At 68.3% G+C, this 21398-nt stretch carries 16 protein-coding genes; 11 read left to right on the top strand and 5 right to left on the bottom strand.

Features of this window, described 5'->3' with window-relative positions; genetic code table 11:
• Positions 1-3: 3 nt before the first annotated feature.
• The 6 genes from AAHG09_RS11720 to AAHG09_RS11695 all read left to right on the top strand — a co-directional run bounded on the left by AAHG09_RS11720 (position 4) and on the right by AAHG09_RS11695 (position 6705).
• A complete protein-coding gene (locus AAHG09_RS11720) occupies positions 4-1545 on the top strand; it encodes a CmcI family methyltransferase (RefSeq protein ID WP_342107345.1) in 1542 nt (513 codons plus the stop codon).
• Positions 1546-2117: 572 nt separating this feature from the next.
• Positions 2118-3284 carry a transglycosylase SLT domain-containing protein gene (locus AAHG09_RS11715; RefSeq protein ID WP_342107343.1) on the top strand — a complete coding sequence of 389 codons (1167 nt, stop codon included), beginning with the start codon at positions 2118-2120 and terminating at the stop codon, positions 3282-3284.
• Between the two features lie 119 nt (positions 3285-3403).
• Positions 3404-4000 carry a response regulator gene (locus tag AAHG09_RS11710; protein ID WP_342107341.1) on the top strand — a complete coding sequence of 199 codons (597 nt, stop codon included), beginning with the start codon at positions 3404-3406 and terminating at the stop codon, positions 3998-4000.
• A gap of 123 nt (positions 4001-4123) precedes the next feature.
• The gene (locus AAHG09_RS11705; protein ID WP_342107340.1) at positions 4124-5053 is read left to right on the top strand and encodes a transglutaminase family protein; all 930 of its coding nucleotides are present in this window, start codon (positions 4124-4126) and stop codon (positions 5051-5053) included.
• 61 nt (positions 5054-5114) lie between these two features.
• A complete protein-coding gene (locus AAHG09_RS11700) occupies positions 5115-5933 on the top strand; it encodes a transglutaminase family protein (protein WP_342107338.1) in 819 nt (272 codons plus the stop codon).
• A gap of 124 nt (positions 5934-6057) precedes the next feature.
• Positions 6058-6705, top strand: coding sequence for a L,D-transpeptidase (locus AAHG09_RS11695; RefSeq protein ID WP_342107337.1), 648 nt, complete (start codon positions 6058-6060; stop codon positions 6703-6705).
• A gap of 67 nt (positions 6706-6772) precedes the next feature.
• Here the strand turns inward: AAHG09_RS11695 and AAHG09_RS11690 are convergent, their stop codons facing one another.
• Together AAHG09_RS11690 and AAHG09_RS11685 are read right to left on the bottom strand one after the other, a co-directional pair.
• A complete protein-coding gene (locus AAHG09_RS11690; protein ID WP_342107334.1) occupies positions 6773-7123 on the bottom strand; it encodes a hypothetical protein in 351 nt (116 codons plus the stop codon).
• Between the two features lie 131 nt (positions 7124-7254).
• Positions 7255-7743: a phasin gene (locus AAHG09_RS11685; protein ID WP_342107332.1), complete on the bottom strand. Its 489-nt coding sequence runs from the start codon at positions 7741-7743 to the stop codon at positions 7255-7257.
• Between the two features lie 207 nt (positions 7744-7950).
• On the opposite strand from AAHG09_RS11685, the gene AAHG09_RS11680 reads away from it, so the two are divergent.
• The 5 genes from AAHG09_RS11680 to AAHG09_RS11660 all read left to right on the top strand — a co-directional run bounded on the left by AAHG09_RS11680 (position 7951) and on the right by AAHG09_RS11660 (position 16779).
• Entirely contained in the window at positions 7951-10458 is a 2508-nt protein-coding gene (locus AAHG09_RS11680) for a sensor histidine kinase (RefSeq protein ID WP_342107331.1), read from the top strand.
• A gap of 248 nt (positions 10459-10706) precedes the next feature.
• Positions 10707-12653 carry an acetate--CoA ligase gene (acs, locus tag AAHG09_RS11675; protein ID WP_342107330.1) on the top strand — a complete coding sequence of 649 codons (1947 nt, stop codon included), beginning with the start codon at positions 10707-10709 and terminating at the stop codon, positions 12651-12653.
• A gap of 137 nt (positions 12654-12790) precedes the next feature.
• Positions 12791-13165 (top strand): DUF485 domain-containing protein, encoded by a 375-nt coding sequence (locus tag AAHG09_RS11670; protein ID WP_342107328.1) that lies wholly within the window; start codon positions 12791-12793, stop codon positions 13163-13165.
• Positions 13162-14844 carry a cation acetate symporter gene (locus AAHG09_RS11665; protein WP_342107327.1) on the top strand — a complete coding sequence of 561 codons (1683 nt, stop codon included), beginning with the start codon at positions 13162-13164 and terminating at the stop codon, positions 14842-14844. The genes AAHG09_RS11670 and AAHG09_RS11665 overlap by 4 nt, the downstream gene beginning before the upstream one ends.
• 252 nt (positions 14845-15096) lie before the next feature.
• Positions 15097-16779 carry an MFS transporter gene (locus AAHG09_RS11660; RefSeq protein ID WP_412760021.1) on the top strand — a complete coding sequence of 561 codons (1683 nt, stop codon included), beginning with the start codon at positions 15097-15099 and terminating at the stop codon, positions 16777-16779.
• 579 nt (positions 16780-17358) lie between these two features.
• On the opposite strand, the gene AAHG09_RS11655 is transcribed toward AAHG09_RS11660, so the two are convergent.
• From AAHG09_RS11655 to AAHG09_RS11645, 3 genes are all read right to left on the bottom strand, one after another.
• Complete coding sequence (locus AAHG09_RS11655; RefSeq protein WP_342107325.1) at positions 17359-17637, bottom strand: hypothetical protein; 279 nt, start codon at positions 17635-17637, stop codon at positions 17359-17361.
• Between the two features lie 323 nt (positions 17638-17960).
• Positions 17961-19559, bottom strand: a complete 1599-nt coding sequence (gene purH, locus AAHG09_RS11650) for a bifunctional phosphoribosylaminoimidazolecarboxamide formyltransferase/IMP cyclohydrolase (RefSeq protein WP_342107324.1) — start codon at positions 19557-19559, stop codon at positions 17961-17963.
• Between the two features lie 69 nt (positions 19560-19628).
• Positions 19629-21377 (bottom strand): heparinase II/III family protein, encoded by a 1749-nt coding sequence (locus AAHG09_RS11645; RefSeq protein WP_342107322.1) that lies wholly within the window; start codon positions 21375-21377, stop codon positions 19629-19631.
• Between the last annotated feature and the right edge of the window lie 21 nt (positions 21378-21398).

Below are 21398 nucleotides of genomic sequence, written 5' to 3'. Positions count from 1 at the left end.
ACCGTGAGCCTGCTGGTCTGCGCTTACGATATGGCGCGGGAACTGCCCCGCACGCTCCAGACCCTGTCTCGGGATTATCAGCGCGGCGTGGACGGCCTGGATTGGGAGATCGTGGTTCTCGACAACGGCTCCACCCCTCCGATCGACGAGGCCGCGCTGAGAACCATCACCCCCAACCTCCGGGTGATCCGCCCCGACGAGCCGCAGCCATCCCCCATCCGCGCGATCAACGCCGCGATGCGGGCGTTGCGCGGCAACCTGCTGGGGCTCTGGATCGATGGCGCTCGCCTCGCCTCGCCGGGCATCCTCGCGCGGGCGGTGGAAGCCTGGTCGGCCGATTCGACGCGGGTCATCGGGACGCTCGCCTTTCACCTGGGCCCCGACGTGCAGATGCGGACGGTGTTCGAGGGCTACGATGCCGCCCGGGAGGATGCGCTCCTCGCCTCGGTGCCGTGGCAGCAGGACGGCTACAGGTTGTTCGAGATCGCCGCCCTCGCGGGTTCGTCCGCGGCCGGGTGGTTCGGCTGTATCAACGAGACCAACGGTCTTTTCATCGATCGTGCCCTCTGGAACGCCCTCGGAGGGCTCGACGAGCGGTTCGAGGCGCCCGGCGGGGGATTTGCCAATCTCGACCTGTGGGAGCGCGCGGTGGCGGCGTCCAGCCATCGGCCCTGGATGGTCCTCGGCGAGGGCACGTTCCATCCGGTGCATGGCGGCGTCGCCACCAACGGCGAAGCGCAGGCGCTTGAGGCCATGCACGCGGAATACGTCGCCATCCGCGACCGCCCCTTCGCCATACCGGCATATCGTCCCCAGTTCGTCGGCAGCCTCACCCCGGCGAGCTTTCAGGCGGGCACCGCACGGCCCCTCGATCGGCTTCGGCATGTTCACGCGGTGCGCGGGCGGCATTTTCGATGCGGCATTGAGGGCGTGCAACTGGAGCGGATCCAGGCTGGGACCCTCCGTACCCGCTACAGGGGCTTGCGGCTCGCCAAGACCCCGTTCGATCTGGCTCTCTACCTGCGGTTGCTGGAGCGGCTGAGACCGGCCACGATCATCGAGATCGGCACGTCCGAAGGCGGTAGCGCCGCATGGTTGATGGATCAGTGCCGGGCGCTCGGATTGTCCGGCGCGCGGGTGATCACCATCGACATCGCTCCGCCCGACCTGAACCTGTCGGGCATCGCCTTCCACCGGGGCGACGCGAACGATCCGGAGGGCAGTTTCCCGACGGAAGCGATCCGCGCCGCACCGCATCCTTGGCTCGTGAGCGAAGACAGCGCTCATACCTATCCGAGCACGTCAGCGACGCTGAACTATTTCGATCGCCTGCTCGAACCCGGCGACGCGATCGTCGTCGAGGATGGCACCGTCGCAGATCTTGACGACGAGGTGTATCGCCAACGCGACGATGGCCCGAACCGGGCGGTCAAAGAATTCCTCGCTGCGACGGGTGATCGCTACGAGATCGATGTCGAACTCTGCGACTTCTACGGTCCGAACGTGACCTACGCGCCCAACGCGTGGCTGAAGCGGGTGCGATGAGCAGCGCGACCCGCACCGGTCGTCACTCCGCAGTCGGCGGGCAGGCGTAATTCGCGGTTGCAACCGGACAGGCGCCAAGGGAGGAGAGCCGTCGGGAATGCTACGCCCGGTCTCGACGCACGGCGATACCCTCTGGCCGCGAGACCGCCTTTTTCGATCACCGAGGGCCGTTCCACGTCGCCGTCCTGCCCGGCGCACCCCACTTCGAGCGGCTCAAAGGGACATCTGCGAAGCGTCGACCGGCTGCGTGACAGAGGCACGCTGCGTCGCTCTCATCGTCACCGGGCACACACTCCGCTGGCCCGTCCTTCCTGAGCGGGGCCGGTTCCAGGGCCTTGCTGCTTCGCGCGCCCCGGCGATTCGCCCTTGCAGCCCGGTTCAGTGCGACGAACACCGTACGTTACCAGCAACACGGGGCTGAATAACGTCATTTCCTGTGGCTTACAGGCATCGGTCGCGAAAACACCGCGATTGGCCCCAGGACCGCCACGAGCGCGGCCGTGTTGTCGCCACATCTGTCAAGCGATGTTGAACCCGTGGCGCCGTCAACGGCGCGAGGAATCGGATCAACGATGCAGGGCCGCACGGTCGGAACGTCGAAGACCATCACGGGCAAGCCGGGGACCGGGCATTTCGGTGCCGTCCGGGCCGATGTGATCGCTGCGCAGCCGATGATCGGCCGCGCCCACGGCAGCGGTCCGGCCCTGGTCCGGTCGCTGATGACCGTGTCGCTGATCGCCGGTGGCCTCAGCGCGGCGCTGATCGGCTCAGGCGTCGATCTCGGCAAGGTCGGTCTGTCGCCGGCCGTCTCGGTCGCGGAGGCCGCCACCGAGATCCCGATGCCACGGCCGCGGATCCATACCGTCGCCCTGGAGGATGAGCTGGAGCGCACGCCGCTTCGCGCCTCGTCCAGCTTCGCCGCGGTGCACGACCTCGACACCGAGATCGGCTCCAACACGGTCGATCGCGTGTCCTACGACTTCCTGCTCTCCGAGAGCGCGGCCGGCGACCCGAACGACATCCTGGAATTCGGCCCGATGAAGATCCGGCGCCACATCGTCCAGACGATCGTGCGCGCCGCCCAGGCGGTCCAGACCGATCCGGTCCTGCTGATGGCGGTGGCCGACAAGGAGTCGAGCTTCATCACCGCGGTCCAGGCCAAGACCTCCTCGGCCACCGGCTTGTATCAATTCATCGAGCGCACCTGGCTCGGTGTGGTGCGCGACTTCGGCGCCAAGTACGGGCTTGAGAAGGAGGCCGCGCTGATCACGGCCGATGCCAACGACCGGCCGGTGATCACCGATCCGGCCGAACGCGCCCGGGTGCTCGAACTGCGCCGCGATCCCTATCTCTCGGCCTTGATGGCCGGCGAGATGCTCAAGCGCGACGCCGCCCGCATCGCGCTGCGCATCGGCCGCGAGCTCACGCTCGGCGAAATCTACCTCGCGCACTTCCTCGGCCCGGACGACGCCGAGGAGTTCCTCGCCAACGTCGTGAACAAGCCCGCCACGGCGGCCGCCGCGCTGCTGCCCGGCCCGGCCCGGGCCAACCGCTCGATCTTCTTCGCGGCCGGCCGGTTCGTCGGCCGGGGCCGCCACCGCAAGCCCCAGAGCCTCTCGGTGGCCCAGGTCCACGAGAAGTTCGAGGCGATGATGAGCACCCGCGGCTCGCGCTACCAGAACGTGCGCGCGGTCTCCGGCATCATGGCGTATGCCGACGCCGACACCGCCACCCAGTAACGGCTGGGAGAGCGGGGCCGCGATTCGGGCTCCGGGTCGCAACCACCGGCGGATTGCCGACTTTCCTCTTCATGCGCCTCGATTTCATCCAATGCGCAGGAAGACTTCGGGGGGAGTCCGTGAGGAAGAACCAGACGAGCGCACCCCTGTCGCTCACCGATACGCTCACGCCCGGTGTTCCGCTCGATCAGATCGGCCGGACACTGGCGTCGTTCTACGACAATCTGGTCTCCGAGGGCGTGCCCGAGCATCTCGCCGCCCTCGTGCGCCGCGTGCGCCAGACCGAGACCTCGGAGCCCGCGCAGGTTGAGGCCGCCGCCGCCGCGACCGGTGCCGCGCATCCGCGGGTCGCGCTCGTGGTCGAGGACGATCCGGAAATCCGCGCCCTGGCCGAGACCTTGCTCGAAGAGACCGAGCTCGACGTGATCGGCTGCGACAGCGCCGAGGCGGCCCTATCGGTCCTGCAGGCGCGGGGCGGCGAAGTTGCGCTGGTTTTCGCCGATATCCGCCTCGCCGGCGCGATGGACGGGCTGCAACTCGCCCGGGCGGTCGCGACCCTCTGGCCCCGGGCCCGGCTGGTCGTGACCTCGGGGCACACCCTGCCCCGTCCCGAGCTGCCGCGCGAAGCCGTATTCATCGCCAAGCCCTGGCGCCCGCTCGACGTGCTGGTCGAGGCGGAGCGCGCCGCGGCCGAGCCGGCCCCGCCGATCCTGTGAGCGATCATCCCCCGGTGGCGCCGCGGTTGGCGCGCCGGTTTCCCGACTGACCGGGCCCGGCCCTTGCATCGTGCCATCGCGCGTTGATGGAACGTGCGGCGGCACGCGCCGGAGAAAGCCGATTTGCCGATCCTGTCCGTCCATCACCGAACGGTCTACCAGTACCGGCGCCCGGTCTCGTTCGGCGAGCATCGGATCATGTTCCGGCCACGCGACAGCTACGACCAGCGGCTGATCGAGGCGGCCCTCGACATCACGCCGGACCCGGCCGCCCTGCGCTGGATGTTCGATGTCTTCGGCAACTGCGTGGCGGTGGCGACGTTCGACACCCGATCGGAAACACTCACTTTCGCCAGCCGTATCACCCTCGAACACACGCCCGAGCACGCGCCGGTCTTTCCCCTCGCCCCGCACGCGACCCACTATCCGTTCGGCTACGGCGCGGAGGATATGCCGGATCTCGCCCGCTCCATCGAGCGGCGATGGCCGGACCCGCGCCACGAAGTCGATGCCTGGGCGCGCAGCTTCCTGCCGGCCGACGGGCGCATTCCCACGCAGGAGCTGTTGGCCGCCATGACCCGCAGCGTGCGGGCGAACTTCACCTATCTCGCCCGCAATGAGAAGGGCGTGCAGGACCCGCTGACGACGCTTCGCGGCAAGCGCGGCTCCTGCCGGGACTTCGCGGTGCTGATGATGGAGGCGGTGCGGGCCCTCGGCATGGCGGCGCGCTTCGTGTCCGGCTACCTCTACAATCCCCGCAACGACCGGGCGCGCCATGTCGGCGGCGGCTCGACCCATGCGTGGCTGCAGGTCTACCTGCCCGGCGCCGGCTGGGTCGAGTTCGATCCGACCAACGGCATCGTGGGGAACCGCGACCTGATTCGCGTGGCTGTGGCCCGCGATCCCGCGCAGGCCGTGCCGCTGCACGGCTCCTTCTTCGGTCTGGCCAGCGACGATCTCGGCATGCGCGTCGAGGTCGACGTCGTCGAACTGTCCGGGGCTGAGACAGCCCCGATCGGGGGCCAGGGCTCCGCCCCCGTGGCGGCGCGTTGATCCCGGAGCCGGAACGAGCGTGGCGACCCCGCGCGGATGACGACACAGCAAGGTGGCCGCGATGAAGATCAGGACGGGTTTCGATATCGCCTTCACGATGACCCAGCCGACGCCGATGATCCTGATGCTGAGCGTCCACCCGTCGCGGATGCCCGACGTGCTGACGCCGCACGTCGTCACCTTCGATCCGCCGCTCCAGGCGCACGAGTACCGGGACCCGTTCGACAACATCTGCCACCGCATCGTCGCGCCGCCGGGCCAGCTGACGGTCACGGCGGATTTCACGGTGGCGGATTCCGGCGAGCCGGACGTGATCGAGCCCACGGCGCGCCAGATCCCGGTGCAGGACCTGCCCGACGACGTGCTGATGTTCCTGCTCGGCTCGCGCTACTGCGACACCGACAAGCTCTCGCAGACCGCGTGGTCGCTGTTCGGCTCAACCCCCGAGGGCTGGGCCCGCGTCCAGGCCATCGTCGACTACACCCACGAGCGCCTGCGCTTCGACTACCAGCGCGCCGACGCCACCCGCACCGCCCATGACGGCTTCATGCAGCGCGAGGGCGTCTGCCGCGACTTCGCCCATCTGGCCATCGCGTTCTGCCGGTGCATGAACATCCCGGCCCGCTACGCCACCGGCTACCTCGGCGACATCGGCGTGCCGAAGGACCCGGCGCCGATGGACTTCTCCGCGTGGTTCGAGGTCTACCTCGACGGCCCGTCCGGCCCGCGCTGGTACACGTTCGACGCCCGGCACAACCGCCCGCGGATCGGCCGCATCGTCATGGCCCGCGGACGCGATGCCACCGATTGCGCGATCTCGACCAATTTCGGCTACGCCCATCTCGCGCGGTTCGACGTGCACACCGACGACGTCATCTGATTAACCAGCACGGGCGAAAGGGCCTGCGTATTCCGCCGCGCACCAAAATCGTGGCGGTTGTGTGGAACTGTCCGGCTATGCTCACGCTTGTAATAGCAAAGGTTATTGCACAGGCAGGCCACCCATGAAGACCTCGGTCACCGCACTCGCCGCTCTGCTGAGCACGACTGTTCTTGTCGCGACGCCCGCCCTCGCCGCTTCGTCCTACGATCCCTTCGGCAGCGACGAAGCCGACACCTACTACCAGGATCAGGGCCCGTACGGTTACCAGGGCACCTATGCTCCGGGTTACGGCCAGGGCGTGCAGGCCGCGCCGCAGGCGCAGGTCCAGCCGATCCCCCGTGAGGTCGTAGCGTTCAACGCCCCCTACGCCCCGGGCACGATCGTGGTGTCGACCGCCGAGCGCCGCCTCTACTACGTGATGGGCAACGGCCAGGCGCTTCGCTACGGCGTCGGCGTGGGCCGCCCGGGCTTCAGCTGGAGCGGCACCAACACCATCACGGCCAAGCGCGAGTGGCCGTCGTGGACGCCCCCGAAGGCGATGATCGCCCGCCGCCCCGACCTGCCGCGGTACATGGCGGGCGGCATCGAGAACCCGCTCGGCGCCCGCGCCATGTATATCGGCCACACCGAGTACCGCATCCACGGCTCCAACGAGCCGGATACGATCGGTCAGGCGGTGTCGTCGGGTTGCATCCGGATGACCAACGAGGACGTCACAGACCTGTACGAGCGCGTCAAGGTCGGCGCCAAGGTCGTCGTCCTGAACTGAGCAGACCGACCTCCGGGTCTATCGATCGGCCGCGTCGTCCATCCCGGGCGACGCGGTCGCTCTCGTCTTACGGGACGACCCGGCCGACGGCGGTCTGCGCCGGGCTGAACGAGGCGATCGGCAGATCGCAGAAGCAGCGTACGCCGAGCGGCCGCGGCCCCGGAAGCGGGCAGGAGAACGGCTTGGGCCCGGTAATGCCCTGCTGCACGGCATCGCAATTGAAGCCGACGGGCTCGCGCTCCCTCCGGCGCGGCGCGGGGCGGTAGCCGCGCTCGTAGCCGGGGTCATCGTAGCCGGGGCTGTCGACATACTGCGCCCGCGCCGCCGTGCCGGGCAGCGCCGCGGCGAGCGCCAGGGCGGCGATCGTCAGGCGGAGAGCATTACGCGGGCGCGTAGGGCCGAAGTCAGCGAGGCGCATCCAGAAATCCTTCGCTCGATGCGGACCTCATCCTGTCCGCCGGGCGGCTCTCGACGGCAATACGGGCGAAAACGAGACGGCCCGCCACCGGAGACCGGTGACGGGCCGCGACACGTCACAGGACGTGTGTCTTAGTGCGAGGCGCGCTCGGCAGCGTCCTGCGCATTCTGCGCGGTCTGCTTCGTGGCGTCCTGGCCCTGCTCCATCGCCTTGCGCGCCTCGTCGGCGCCCTGCTGCATCGCCGACTTGGCCCGCTCGGCGCCCTGCTGCATCGCGCTCTGGGCGATGCCGCTGAACTCCTTGGCCTGGGCCTGGATGGCGGCGAACTGGCTGCGCACGAACTCGGCCTGATGCTGCATGGCCTCCTGCATGTCGCGGGAGCGGACGAGCTTCTGGGCGAGGTCGAAGGCGGCGTTGACGTTCTGCTCGGCGTATTCGAAGCCGCGGGTGGAGACGTCACGGGCGTTGGTGCGCGCGAGCTCCGCAGAGCCCTGTACCGTATCGGCCGTGCGGCGGGCGGCGCCGATGAAGCTGTCGAACGCCTTGCGGGCCTGCTCGACGCTCTTCTCGGCCATGTCGCGCATCTCGGCCGGGACTTCGTAGTTCGGGGGATTAGCCATGTGTCGTCTCCTCTCGTGTCAGCCTGTGGATGGCTCGTTGTGCACTGCACAATAACCGATTCGCGGCGATTTGCCAGCCGCACCATCGGCGTTAAGGTTGACATAACGTAAACATGTGACGGTCGTTGCGAAGTTTCAGCGCCTGCCCGAGAGAGCGTTTACAAAAGGGCGCTGGTCGTCGTCGTTTCTCCCCCGGGAAACGTCGAAATGCGTTTGAGTTCGAGGTCGCGGGCTTTGGAGACGACACTGACACCGGCCGAACCGGAGCGTGACCACGGCCTCGCCGTTGCGTTCGCGGCCTGGCGACGGCTGCCGAGTCTGTCGGCGGCCCTGGCCGTGTCGGATCCGGTCCATCTCGTGGTCGATGCGGAGGAAGGCCGGATCCTGCTCGCTTCCCCGGCGGCGCACGCCCTGGCCGAGGCGCTCCGCGGCCCCGGTATCGCGAACCTGTCCCGTCAGATCGCCGCTGCGGCTCCGGGCGACGCGACCCCGCGCCTCGCGCGGCTGCGCCTCGATCCCCGCCGAATCGCGCCCCCCGTGCTCTGCTGGCTGGCCCGCGGGTCCAGCGACGACGGACGAACCGCCATCCTGCTGATCCCCACCGCTCCGGTCGCGGCGCGATCGCGCCCGAGAGAGCCCGCACCGACGCCGGACGCTCTTTCTGGCGGGGCGCAGATCGCGCCCGCGCAGGACGATGCGTCACGACAGATGCGCGAGGCCGCGCCGGTCGTCGTCCGCGACGACCGATTCCTGTGGCGGCTGGACGCTGCGGGCGTGGTGACCCAGTTCACCGGTCCGGCCCCCTTGGAAGGCCTCGTCGGCCAACGGTGGCAGGATCTGGCGACATCCGGCCGCCTGTCGGGCGCCGACGGCGTCCTCGCGGCCTTGCGCGAGCGACGGACCTTCCGCGGCGAGACGGCGGTGCTGGAGACCGGCATCGGCCCGTGTCGGGTGGAACTCTCGGGCGCCCCGGTCGGACGGGGCGAAGCCAATTTCCTGGGCTTCGCGGGCTTCGGTCTGATCCGCTCCCTGCCGATGACGGAGCCGGCAGCCTCATCGCGGGTGCAACCGGTCACAGGCGCGCCGCCCGAACCGTCCGAACCGCCCGCTGCGGCACCGGTCGCGGTGGAACCGGAACCTTCGCCGACCGACGAGGCCGAACCGGTGTCGGTGGCCCTATCGACGGACGAGCATGCCGCGTTCCGGGAGATCGCCCGGGCCCTCGGGGCACGCTATGCCGGCGACGAAGCGCCCCCCGAAGGGACCGTTTCGCGGCCGGAGGGCGGCGCGATCATGCCGTTTCCCGGACCGAACGCGGGATCCGCGGAACCGCGTGATGCCGCCGGGGGCGCGGCCGCATTCGGCGCGGTTCTGGCCGGGCTTCCGGCTCCGGCCCTGGTGCATCGGGATGGCGTGATTCTCGCAGCGAACCGTCGGCTGCTGACTCTGACCGGAGACGCCGATTTCGCAGCCCTGGTCGGGCGGGGGCTCAACGTCCTGCTTCCGGGCACCCCCCGGGCGGAGGATCCGGACCCGGCGCCACGCTTGACCGCCATCACGGGCGCCTCCGGGCAGACCCGGCCGGTCGAAGTCCTGGGCGGCGCCTGCACCTGGGCAGGGGAAGCCGCCACCTGCCTGATCCTGCGTCCGGTCGAGGAGGCCGATGCCGCCACGGCGCTCGCGGCCGAGCGTCTTGCCCGCGCCGCGCAGGCCGAGCGGGCCGTCGGCGCCGAAACCGCGCTGGACGCGCTGGATATCGGGATCGTCACGCTCGATCAGACCGGGCGGATCGTGACGCTGAATCGCGCCGCCGCCGCGCTGTTCGGCTGCGAACCCCGCGAAATCGTCGGCGGAAGCTTCGTCGCGCAATTCGACCGGGATTGCGTGCTGACCGTCGCGGACGTCCTGCGCGGTACGGTGCGGGGACCGCGCCGCGTGACCCTGGCGGGCGCGCCCGTGACCCTCACCGTGAAGAGCGCCGAGGGGGACGGCCGTCTGGTCGCCCTGCTGGATTGGTCGAACCGCCTCCGCAATCATCCGCCGGCGGAGCCTTCGGACCGGGATGCCGCCAACGGCGCCGGCACGGCCGTGGCGCGCCTGGACCGCGCCTTCCGCGAACCGCTGACCGGGATGATCGACCTCGCCGATGCGATGCTCAAGGAGCCGTTCGGTCCCCTTGGCGACCCGCGTTACCGCGCCTGTCTCGCCGAAATCAAAGCCTCGGGCGATGCGATGCGCGAACGCGTCGGCAAGCTCCTCGACCTCGCGGCCGTCGAAGCCGGCGCGCTGCACCTCGAACCGCGCGCCCTCGATCTCAACGATGTCGCGGCCGGATGCGTGGCACGCCTCCAGGCCGAGGCGGCCCGCGGCCGCATCGTGGTGCGCACGAGTTTCTCCTCCGATCTGGCGGAGCTGGAGGCCGACGAGCGCTCCGTGAGTCGCGCCGCCGCCCTGATCATCGAGAACGCCCTCCGGCGCTCGGCGGCCGGCGGCCAGATCATCGTGTCGACCGGGGCGGCCGAGCGGGCTGCGGTCGCCCTGCGGGTTCGGGATACCGGCGCCGCCAACGAAAGCGGCGGCGATGTCGAGGAGGGCTTGGCGCTGCCCCGCGCCCTGGTGGAGGCCAACGGCGGGCGCCTTCAGCTCTCGACGCCGGCCGACGACGGTACGCTGGTTGAGATCATCATGCCGGCGCGGCGGGCGGCGGGCGGGTGAGGCCGTCCCATGTCCGGACAGACAACACAGCGTTTTCGGAACTCTTCGAGCGGTCGCCTTGACAGTCCCAAGCCGACGCTTCACTCACGGCGTTACATTGCGCCCAATTCATTCATCGGATACGGGCGCAACCCGAATGAAACGACGATGATATCGCCAGCGTAGAGTGTAGGCTACGTTACTTTGGAAGTCCTGGCTGCGCGGCATAGACCGCGATACGATCGGGCGCCAAGCAGGGATGGAAAGCCATGGAAGGCAAGGTCATCGAAGTGCAGTCGGCGTGGCGCGAGGGCGCTAACGTCGATGATGCCAAGTATCAGGACATGTACAAGGCGTCGATTTCCGACCCGGACGCCTTCTGGGGTGAGCACGGCAAGCGCATCGATTGGATGACGCCGTTCTCCAAGGTCAAGGACACCAGCTTCGAGCCGGGCAAGATCTCGATCAAGTGGTTCGAGGACGGCACCACCAACGTCGCCCACAACTGCATTGATCGGCACCTGGAGACCCGCGGCGACCAGACCGCGATCATCTGGGAAGGCGACAATCCGGACGAATCCAAGCACATCACCTACCGCGAACTCCACGCGCAGGTCTGCCGGATGGCCAACGTCCTGCGCAACCGCGGTGTCGGCAAGGGCGACCGCGTCACGCTCTACCTGCCGATGATCCCGGAGGCGGCCTACGCGATGCTCGCCTGCGCGCGGCTCGGGGCGATCCACGCCATCGTGTTCGGCGGCTTCTCGCCCGACTCCCTCGCCTCCCGCATCCAGGGCTGCGGCTCCAAACTGGTGATCACCGCCGACGAGGGCCTGCGCGGCGGCCGGAAGGTGCCGCTCAAGGCCAATGTCGACGAGGCGATCAAGCGCCTCGGCAGCGATCTGGTCGACCACGTCATCGTGGTGCGCCGCACCGGCGGTGACGTCGCCATGGAGGCAGGCCGGGACGTCTATTACGACGAGGCCGCCGAGCAGGTGACCGACGAGTGCCCCGCCACGGCGGTCGAGGCCGAGCACCCGCTGTTCATCCTCTACACCTCGGGCTCCACGGGCCAGCCGAAGGGCGTGGTGCACACCACCGGCGGCTATCTCGTCTACGCGTCGATGACCCACGCGTACGTTTTCGATTACCGTGAGCACGACGTGTACTGGTGCACGGCCGATGTCGGCTGGGTCACGGGCCACAGCTACATCGTGTACGGTCCCCTCGCCAACGGCGCGACGACGCTGATGTTCGAGGGCATCCCGACCTACCCGTCGACCTCCCGGTTCTGGGAGGTGATCGACAAGCACAAGGTCAACATCTTCTACACCGCGCCGACCGCCATCCGGTCGCTGATGGGCGGCGGCGAGGGGCCGGTGAAGAAGACCTCGCGGGCGTCGCTGCGGGTGCTGGGCTCGGTCGGCGAGCCGATCAACCCGGAGGCCTGGGAGTGGTACTACAACGTGGTCGGCGACAAGCGCTGCTCGATCGTCGATACGTGGTGGCAGACCGAGACCGGCGGCATCCTGATCACGCCGCTGCCCGGCGCCACCGCCCTCAAGCCCGGCTCGGCGACGCGGCCGTTCTTCGGCGTCAGACCTGAGATGGTCGATGCCGAAGGCAAGGTCCTGGCCGGCCCCTGCGAGGGCAACCTCTGCATCGCCGATTCCTGGCCGGGCCAGATGCGCACGGTCTACGGCGACCACGAGCGGTTCGAGCAGACCTATTTCTCGACGTATCCCGGGAAATACTTCACCGGCGACGGAGCGCGGCGGGATGCCGACGGCTACTACTGGATCACCGGCCGAGTCGATGACGTGATCAACGTCTCGGGCCACCGGATGGGCACCGCCGAGGTCGAGTCGTCGCTCGTCGCGCATCCGAAGGTCGCCGAAGCCGCGGTCGTCGGCTACCCGCACAACGTGAAGGGCCAGGGGATCTACGCTTACGTGACCCTGAACGACGGCGAGGAGGGTGACGACGCGCTGCGCAAGGAGCTCGTGACCTGGGTCCGCAAGGATATCGGGCCGATCGCCTCGCCGGATCTGATCCAGTTCGCGCCGGGCCTGCCCAAGACCCGCTCGGGCAAGATCATGCGCCGCATCCTGCGCAAGATCGCGGAGGACGATTTCGGCTCGCTCGGCGACACCTCGACGCTCGCGGAGCCGGCGGTCGTCGATGACCTGATCGAGAACCGGCAGAACCGGGCCTGATCGTGTCCGCGCCCCCACGACGGCGGCGCGGAACTCCGTCGAGGCGGATGCCGGTGCGGCGCCCGCTTCCAACAAGAACCACGAATCACAATCGCGATGAACCCGAGGGTCAGAGAGCCCTCGCGGGAGGAAAATCGATGAGCAGCGGCACATCAGTCAACCTGCGGGGGCGCCCAGCGCCCGCGGGAACAGGGACCCTCGGGACGGATCTCGATCCGCAAGTTGCGCGGATCGCCAGGACTCCGGAGTTCCAGCAACTCGTCAGTGAGCGCACCCGCTTCGCCTGGATCCTGACGATCCTCATGCTGGTGGTCTATTTCGGCTTCATCGGCCTGATCGCCTTCGACAAGTCGCTGCTCGCCGTGAAGGTCGGCGGTACGGCCTCCCTCGGGCTGTTCGTCGGCGTGTTCGTGATCCTGTTCGCCTTCCTGCTCACCGGCATCTACGTCGCCCGCGCCAACACCCGGTTCGACGCCCTGAGCGACGCCCTGAAGCGGAGCGTCGTCCGATGAACCGCATCCTCCTCGGCCTGACGCTGGCCGCCGTCGCGGCGAGCGCCGCCTACGCCGCCGGGCCGGATCTCGGCGCCGTGCAGCAATCGGCCACGAACTGGCCGGCCATCTTGATGTTCCTGTTCTTCGTGGTGCTGACGCTCGGCATCACCTACAAGGCCGCCAAGGGCACCAAGTCGGCTGCCGACTTCTACGCCGCGGGCGGCGGCATCTCGGCCGGGACGAACTCCCTAGCGATCGCCGGCGACTACATGTCGGCCGCCTCGTTCCTCGGCATCTCGGGCCTCGTCTACACCTCGGGCTTCGACGGGCTGATCTACTCAACGGGCTTCCTGGTCGGCTGGCCGATCGTGCTGTTCCTGATCGCGGAGCGGCTGCGCAACCTCGGCAAATTCACCTTCGCCGACGTGGCGAGCTTCCGGCTCGATCAGACCGCGATCCGCATCATCTCGGCGGTGGGCACCCTGGTGGTCGTGGCCTTCTACCTGATCGCCCAGATGGTCGGTGCGGGGAAGCTGATCCAGCTCTTGTTCGGGCTGCCCTACCTCTACGCGGTGATCATCGTCGGCGTGCTAATGATCGTCTACGTGGCGTTCGGCGGCATGAAGGCGACGACCTGGGTGCAGGTGATCAAGGCCTGCCTGCTCCTGGGCGGCGCGACCTTCATGGCCATCGCCGTGCTGTTCAAGTACGGCTTCAACCCGGAGATGCTGTTCGCCAACGCCGTGCAGGTTCATCCGAAGGGCGACGCCATCATGGCGCCGGGCGGCCTCGTGTCGAACCCGGTCGAGGCCCTCTCCCTGGGTGTCGGCCTGATGTTCGGCACCGCCGGCCTGCCGCACATCCTGATGCGGTTCTTCACAGTGTCGGATGCCCAGGCCGCCCGCAAGTCGGTGTTCTACGCCACCGGTCTGATCGGCTACTTCTACATCCTGACCTTCATCATCGGCTTCGGCGGCATCGCATTGCTGATGTCGGATCCGAGCTACTTCAAGCTCGGTGCGGCGGGGACCTTCGACAAGCTCAAGGACATGATCGGCGGTACCAACATGGTGGCGGTGAACCTCGCCAACGCCGTGGGCGGTCCGTACTTCCTGGGGTTCATCTCGGCGGTGGCCTTCGCGACCATCCTGGCGGTCGTCGCCGGCCTGACGCTGGCGGGCGCCTCGGCGATCAGCCACGATCTCTACGCCCAGGTGATCGCCCGCGGGCGCACCACCGAGAAGCACGAGGTCAACCTGTCGAAGATCTCGGCCGTGGTGATCGGCATCGTCGCGATCTACCTCGGCTACGTGTTCGAGAACCAGAACGTCGCCTTCATGGTCGGGCTGGCCTTCGCGGTGGCGGCGAGCTGCAACTTCCCGGTGCTCGCCATGTCGATCCTGTGGCGGGGCACCACCACCTGGGGGGCGCTCGCCGGCGGCCTCGTCGGTCTGCTCTCGGCGGTCACGATGGTGGTGCTGTCGAAGGCCGTTTGGGTGACGACGTTCGGTCACCCCGCCGCGCTTTTTCCCTACGACAACCCGGCCCTGTTCTCGATGCCGCTGGCCTTCGCGACGATTTGGGTCGTGTCGTTGATGGACAAGTCCCGGCGGGCCCAGCGCGAGCGGGCGGCTTTCGAGGCGCAGTACGTCCGCTCCGAGACCGGCATCGGAGCGTCCGGCGCGCACGCGCACTGATCCGATCAGGTCACAGGACGGGATGTGAAGGGCGCGGCGAAAGCCGCGCCCTTCCTCGTTGGAGCGCCCGTGCATGACGATCCGCGGCCGGCAGTGTTGATGGACCCGTTCACAATCGCTTTACCAATTGACCCCGGCCAGACTTCCTATAACGCATAGGTGACCTGCAACTCGCGCAAGGCGAGGACAGGCAGCGCATCCGGCGCCTCCGGTCGATCTCCGGCAGGCCGATGGTGTTGGGGAGGGTTGATCATGGCGGTAGGATCCGCGATCCCGCGGGCAGGTGAGGCGGCGCGGCCGATGAGTTCGGCCGAGAAACGCGTAATCTTCGCGTCCTCGCTCGGCACCGTGTTCGAGTGGTACGACTTCTATCTCTACGGCTCGCTCGCCGCGATCATCGGCGCACAGTTCTTTTCGGCCTATCCGCCGGCGACGCGCGACATCTTCGCGTTGCTGGCCTTCGCGGCCGGCTTCATCGTCCGTCCGTTCGGCGCCCTGGTGTTCGGCCGCATCGGCGACCTCGTCGGGCGCAAGTACACCTTCCTGGTCACGATCCTGATCATGGGCCTGTCGACCTTCATCGTCGGCGTGCTGCCCAACGCCGCCACGATCGGCATCGCGGCGCCGATCATCCTGATCGTCCTGCGGCTCGCGCAAGGGCTGGCGCTCGGCGGCGAGTATGGCGGGGCCGCGACCTACGTGGCCGAGCACGCGCCCAACGGCCGGCGCGGCTTCTACACGAGCTGGATCCAGACGACTGCGACGCTCGGCCTGTTCCTGTCGCTACTGGTGATCCTGGCGACCCGCACCTTCACGGGTGAGGCGGCCTTCGCCGAGTGGGGCTGGCGCATCCCGTTCCTGGTCTCGGTGCTGCTGCTCGGCATCTCCGTGTGGATCCGTCTGCAGCTCTCGGAATCGCCTGCCTTCAAGAAGATGAAGGAGGAGGGCAAGACCTCGAAGGCACCGCTGACCGAGGCCTTCGGCGAGTGGCGCAACGCCAAGTTCGCGATCATCGCCCTGTTCGGCCTCGTCGCCGGTCAAGGCGTGGTCTGGTACACGGGCCAGTTCTACGCGCTGTTCTTCCTGCAATCGATCCTGAAGGTCGATGGCTACACGGCGAACCTACTGATCGCGTGGTCGCTGCTGCTCGGCACCGGCTTCTTCGTGGTGTTCGGCTGGCTGTCCGACAAGATCGGCCGCAAGGTGATCATCCTGGCGGGCTGCGCCATCGCGGCGGCGAGCTTCTTCCCGGTCTTCAAGGGGATCACCTCGACCGCAAATCCGAAGCTTGAAGCTGCCATCGAGTCCGTCAAGGTTACGGTGACGGCCGATCCCGCCGCCTGCGGGACGCTGTTCAACCCGGTGGGAACCCGCGTGTTCTCGGCGCCGTGCGACCTCGCCCGCGACTTCCTGTCGAAGTCCTCGGTGCGCTACACGACCGCCGCCGGCGCGGCCGGCCAGCCCACCACGATCCGGGTCAACGACACGGAGATCCCCTACCCGCAGGGCGGCAACGCGGAGGCCAACAAGGCCACCACCGCGGCGCTCCAGGCGGCCGGCTACCCGAAGGCCGGCGATCCGGAGATCGTGAAGATGTCGAACCCGTTTGACATCTTCCGGCCGCAGGTCATCCAGGTGATCGGCCTGCTGTTCATCCTCGTGCTGTTCGTCACGATGGTCTACGGCCCGATCGCCGCCATGCTGGTGGAGCTGTTCCCGACGCGGATCCGCTACACCTCGATGTCGCTGCCCTACCACATCGGCAATGGCTGGTTCGGCGGCCTGCTGCCGGCCACCGCCTTCGCCATGGTGGCCCAGACCGGCGATATCTATTTCGGTCTCTGGTATCCGATCGTCATCGCGGTCGCGACGGTGATCATCGGCGTGCTCTTCGTTCCGGAGACCAGGGATCGCGACATCTTCGCCGACACCTGAGGCGGCCAGACCCGCCGTCGCGGACCACGCTCCAGCCAGGGACGCCCGGGTCGCTCACGCGACGCGGGCGTTCCCGTGCGAACATCCCTCAGCTTCGCGTGACCTGTACCGTCGCTCCGTCAGCACGCCCGATGGCCTTGCTGCCACTGCCGCACCGGGACATACACGAGTCGCTCGCGCACCAAGGCCGAAAACTTGTATCCATAAAAGTCAAACAGGGTTCAGAATTTCCACTTATAGTATAATTCGCCGATATAACGGGAAAACTTAAGCGCCTCGCTGAAGTAACCGACCTCAGAATCCCGTACCGGTAATCATTCGCGTTGACGGTTTCCGCGCATCCCGAAAAATTATTACCGGGAACCCTGTACGGCCTCTGGCCGTAGATTGCATTCTAAACTGTCAGACTCCCAGGTCTCGAATATGACCCATACCTCGACGCTGCGCCGCCGCAATCCCGGCACCAGACCGCCACTTCTACTTGTAGCCCTGTGGCCCTCAGCGACAATCTCTTTGTGGTTGTTTATCAACGCCTATGCCGGTCGACCGGTCTGGTTCTGGTGAGCGGAGGATGCACCATCAGTTGTCCTGCTGATACCCACTCATGTAGGCGCCGAGCAGGTAGCCGGATTGATGGGCGCCAAGATAACCCAACGTGATGAGCGTGTGGAGCAGATCGAGGCCGTAGGTCGTCACGAAGATGGCCGACGATGTGAACAGAATGACGGTGGACGTCATGGCCAGAACGAGGACCGTATAGGTTCGGCCGACGAGCCAACCGACAACGAACAGCATTACCGCGACCAGCATCTCGTCACCCAGACCGGATCCGTTCGAAGAGATGTTGCTCGCAATCATCCCGCTTCAGCCAGTACGATGATGACGCGATGGAGCTTCGACTTCAACCCTGCGTACGATCAACCAGAAGCGGAGCAAATTTTATCCAGCCCGAGCATGAATAGTCGCATCAATACGAAATGAGCGTCGGACATTGATCGTCGCTTACAATCAACGACTGCCATTTGTCCAAAAGCAATCGTGCGCGCCGACCGTGTGCGGCGCCCGCATGACGGCACGCCGGTCAATCTGAGACCATCGTTAACGCGGGCGTTCGCGCACGGACCCGCGACCGCGTCAGCGTCGATTCGGAACAAGCGTAGGGATTGCGTCCGGCCGATCCGTCAGTGCCGGAAGTGGCGATGGCCGGTGAGCACCATGGCGAGGCCGGCCGCGTCGGCCGCGGCAATCACATCCGCGTCGCGCATGGAGCCACCGGGCTGGATCACCGCCGTCGCGCCCGCCTCGGCGGCGGCCATCAGGCCATCCGCGAACGGGAAGAACGCGTCCGACGCCACCACCGAGCCAACGGCGAGGCTCTCGGCCAGACCGAGCCGCTTCGCACCCTCCGCGGCCTTCCAGGCGGCGATCCGCGAGGAGTCGACCCGCGACATCTGCCCGGCGCCGATCCCGACCGTGGCGCCGCCCTTGGCGTACACGATGGCATTGGACTTCACATGCTTGGCGACCCGGTAGGCGAAGCGGAGATCGGCGAGTTCCGCCTCGCTCGGCGCGCGTTTGGTAACGACCTGAAGCGGCATGTCGTCGACCACCACTGCGTCGCGGCCCTGGACCAGCAGTCCACCGGCCAGCGATCGCACGACTTCGCCCGGCGCGCGCGGGTCGGGCAGACCGCCGGCCAGCAGCAGCCGCAGGTTCTTCTTGCCCGCCACGATCGCGGCGGCCTCGGGCGTGGCGTCCGGCGCGATGATCACCTCGGTGAAGATCTCGACGATCTTCTCCGCCGCCTCGGCATCGAGTGTCCGGTTGAGCGCCACGATGCCGCCGAACGCCGAGGTCGGGTCGCAGCTCAGCGCCCGCTCATAGGCTTCGATCAGGCTCGCCCCCTCGGCGACCCCACAGGGATTGGCGTGCTTGATGATCGCCACCGCGGCCGAGCGGGCCGGATCGAACTCCGCGACGCATTCGTAGGCGGCGTCCGTGTCGTTGAAGTTGTTGTAGGACAGTTCCTTGCCCTGGAGCTGGCGGGCGGTCGCCACGCCCGCGCGGGGCTTGCCAGGGGCGCGATAGAAGGCGGCCGTCTGGTGCGGATTCTCGCCGTAGCGGAGGCCCTGCGCGAGGCTGCCCCCGAAGGCGCGGAACGGGGCCGGCGCGTCGGCGCCGAAGCGGCCCGCCATCCAGTTGGCGATGGCCGCGTCGTAGGCCGCGGTGCGGGCGAAGGCCTTCTGCGCCAGGCGGCGACGCATCTCGGCCCCGATGGCGCCGTCGCCGTCTTCGAGGGCGGCGAGCACGGCGGCATAATCGGACACGTCGGTGACGACCGCCACGTCGGCATGGTTCTTGGCCGCCGCACGGATCATCGCCGGACCGCCGACATCGATGTTCTCGATGCAGTCGGCGTCCGACCTGTCGGCCGCGATCGTCGCCTCGAACGGGTAGAGGTTGACCACGAGCAGGTCGATCGCGCCGATCCCGTGGGCGGCGAGCGCCGCCTGATGCTCCGGGTTGTCGCGAATCGCCAGCAGGCCGCCATGCACGGCCGGATGGAGCGTCTTGACCCGCCCGTCCATCATCTCGGGAAAGCCCGTCAGGTCGGCGACCTCCGTCACCGCGAGCCCCGCCTCCTGCAACGCCCGGTGGGTCCCCCCGGTGGAGACCAGGGCGATCCCGCGGGCCTGCAGCGCCCGGGCGAAGTCGACGAGGCCGGTCTTGTCGGAGACCGAGAGGAGCGCGCGGGAGACCCGCACCTGATCGTGCGCCATGGTATCGTGCCGAGGTTCGAGATTTTTTCGCGCGGTAGCACGGAAACGGGAAGCCGGGCCAGCCGCCCGTCAGACGGGCGCAACGCCGCGCAGCGGCGCCGAGGCGAGGCGGGTGAAGCTCCAGCGCACCTCGACATCCTCGGAGACGGTGAGGTGGAGCGCGATCTGGTCGGTGCGCCGCGGTCCGGTCAGGCCCGAGAAATAGACGCTCTCCTCCAGGGCGATCTCCGCATTTTCGGCCTGGAACCGCCAGATCTCGCCGAGCGCCGAGGCGAGTTCGAGCCCCTCCGGCACGCCGCGCACGGCGATGCCGGGGTGGAGGTGGAAGCGGATCGCCACATCCTGGGCGCGCCGCCGCGCCGTTCGCCCGGCCTTGCCCTGGCGCAGGAAGGCATCGCGGCCGTCGACGCGGGCAGCCGTAGCGAACAGCTCCCAGCGCCGCTCGTGAACGATCCCGAACTCCGGGCCAAAGCCATCGTGCCGGGCGGCCAGGACGACGCGGTCGGCATCCTCGGCCCGCTCGGCCGCAACCGTGGACGGGCCGCTGAGGACCACGGGGCCCCGCCGCCGGATCAGCCAATCGGCGAGCTGGCGTTCGCCCCACCAGCCGGTGCGCGTCAAGAACCGGCACGAGGACGCGTGGGCCACGCTGGCCGTGGAATGCGCGGGCGTCGAGCGGGCCAGCAGGCGCAGGTCCGGCCCGCTCGCCGGCAGACCGCAATTGACCACGATGCGTTGCGGCCCGCTCGACATCTCGAAGGCGAGGCAGCCCGCCCCGGCATTGACCGAGTAGGGCAGCGGCGGACTCGCGCCGACATCGGCCACGAGCACGATCCGGCCGCCCTCCAGGCGCTCGTAGCCGGAATTCGGCGCGTGCATCAGCGGCTGGGCGAGCGCGCCGTCATAGACCAGCAGAGTCGCTAGGTGATCCGCGTCGGTGGCGCCCATGCCGTTGAAATGACTGAGCGAGGCGTCCGGATGGCGCAGGAGCCGCAGGAGCGGCAGCATCCGGTCGATCGCGCGCAGCAGCGCCATCGGCGGCTCGACGCTGCGGCTGAGATAGCTCTGGCGGAGCGGCAGCAGATCGAGGAGAAGCTCCATGGCGAAGCGCGGATCCCGCGAGCGGTGGCCGCCATCGGTCAGGATCTGGCGATCGAGTTCGCGCGACAGGACCCGGGTCGCCCGGCGGAGGATCGGCTGGATGCCGTCGCAGCACAGGCCGGCATAGCAGAGCGCCACGGCGGCGCTCAGGCGCCATTGCGGCGGCACGCCCCTACGCAGGTCACGCTCCAGCTGCTGGGCGTTGCGGGCGATCGCCTTGAGGAAGCTCTGGTAGAAGGCGTGGTCGGCGCCCTCCAGCACGAGGGGCGATTGGCACAGGAACGAGATGAGCCGCCGTGCCGCCACCGGGGTCTGGCGGGCCAGCACCGGATCCCCCCGCCCGGCGATGAAGTCGGCCACGAAGGCGCGGGCATTGGCCCGGGCGAGGGCCGTGTCGGCGGCGCGCAGGTGGCGCAGCCAGCCGAAGCCGTAGAGCTCATCCGCCCATTCCGGCGAGGGCGCGGCGTAGTCGAAGGGCGAGCCGCCACTCGCCGCGAGGGAGCGTCCGGCAAAGACGAACAGCCCCGCGTAGATGTCGTCCGCGAAGGTCGCGTCCGACGTGCGCAGGTCGTGTGGAGCGATGACCAGGCCGGTCACCCGCATCCGGGCGAGGATGTCGGGCGAGGCGGTCAGGCTGGCGCCGGCCGCGCGGAGCGCGCGCGCGGCCTCGCGCGCGACGAGCCGATAGAAGCGCCAGCGGTCAGGCCCCCAAGCCACGCGATCTCCAGGCTGCGCGTT

Source organism: Methylobacterium guangdongense, assembly GCF_038442355.1.
GTDB classification, from domain to species: Bacteria; Pseudomonadota; Alphaproteobacteria; order Rhizobiales; family Beijerinckiaceae; genus Methylobacterium; species Methylobacterium guangdongense.
Note: the sequence above shows the minus strand (reverse complement) of the source record. Positions and strands in the feature narration are given on the sequence as shown.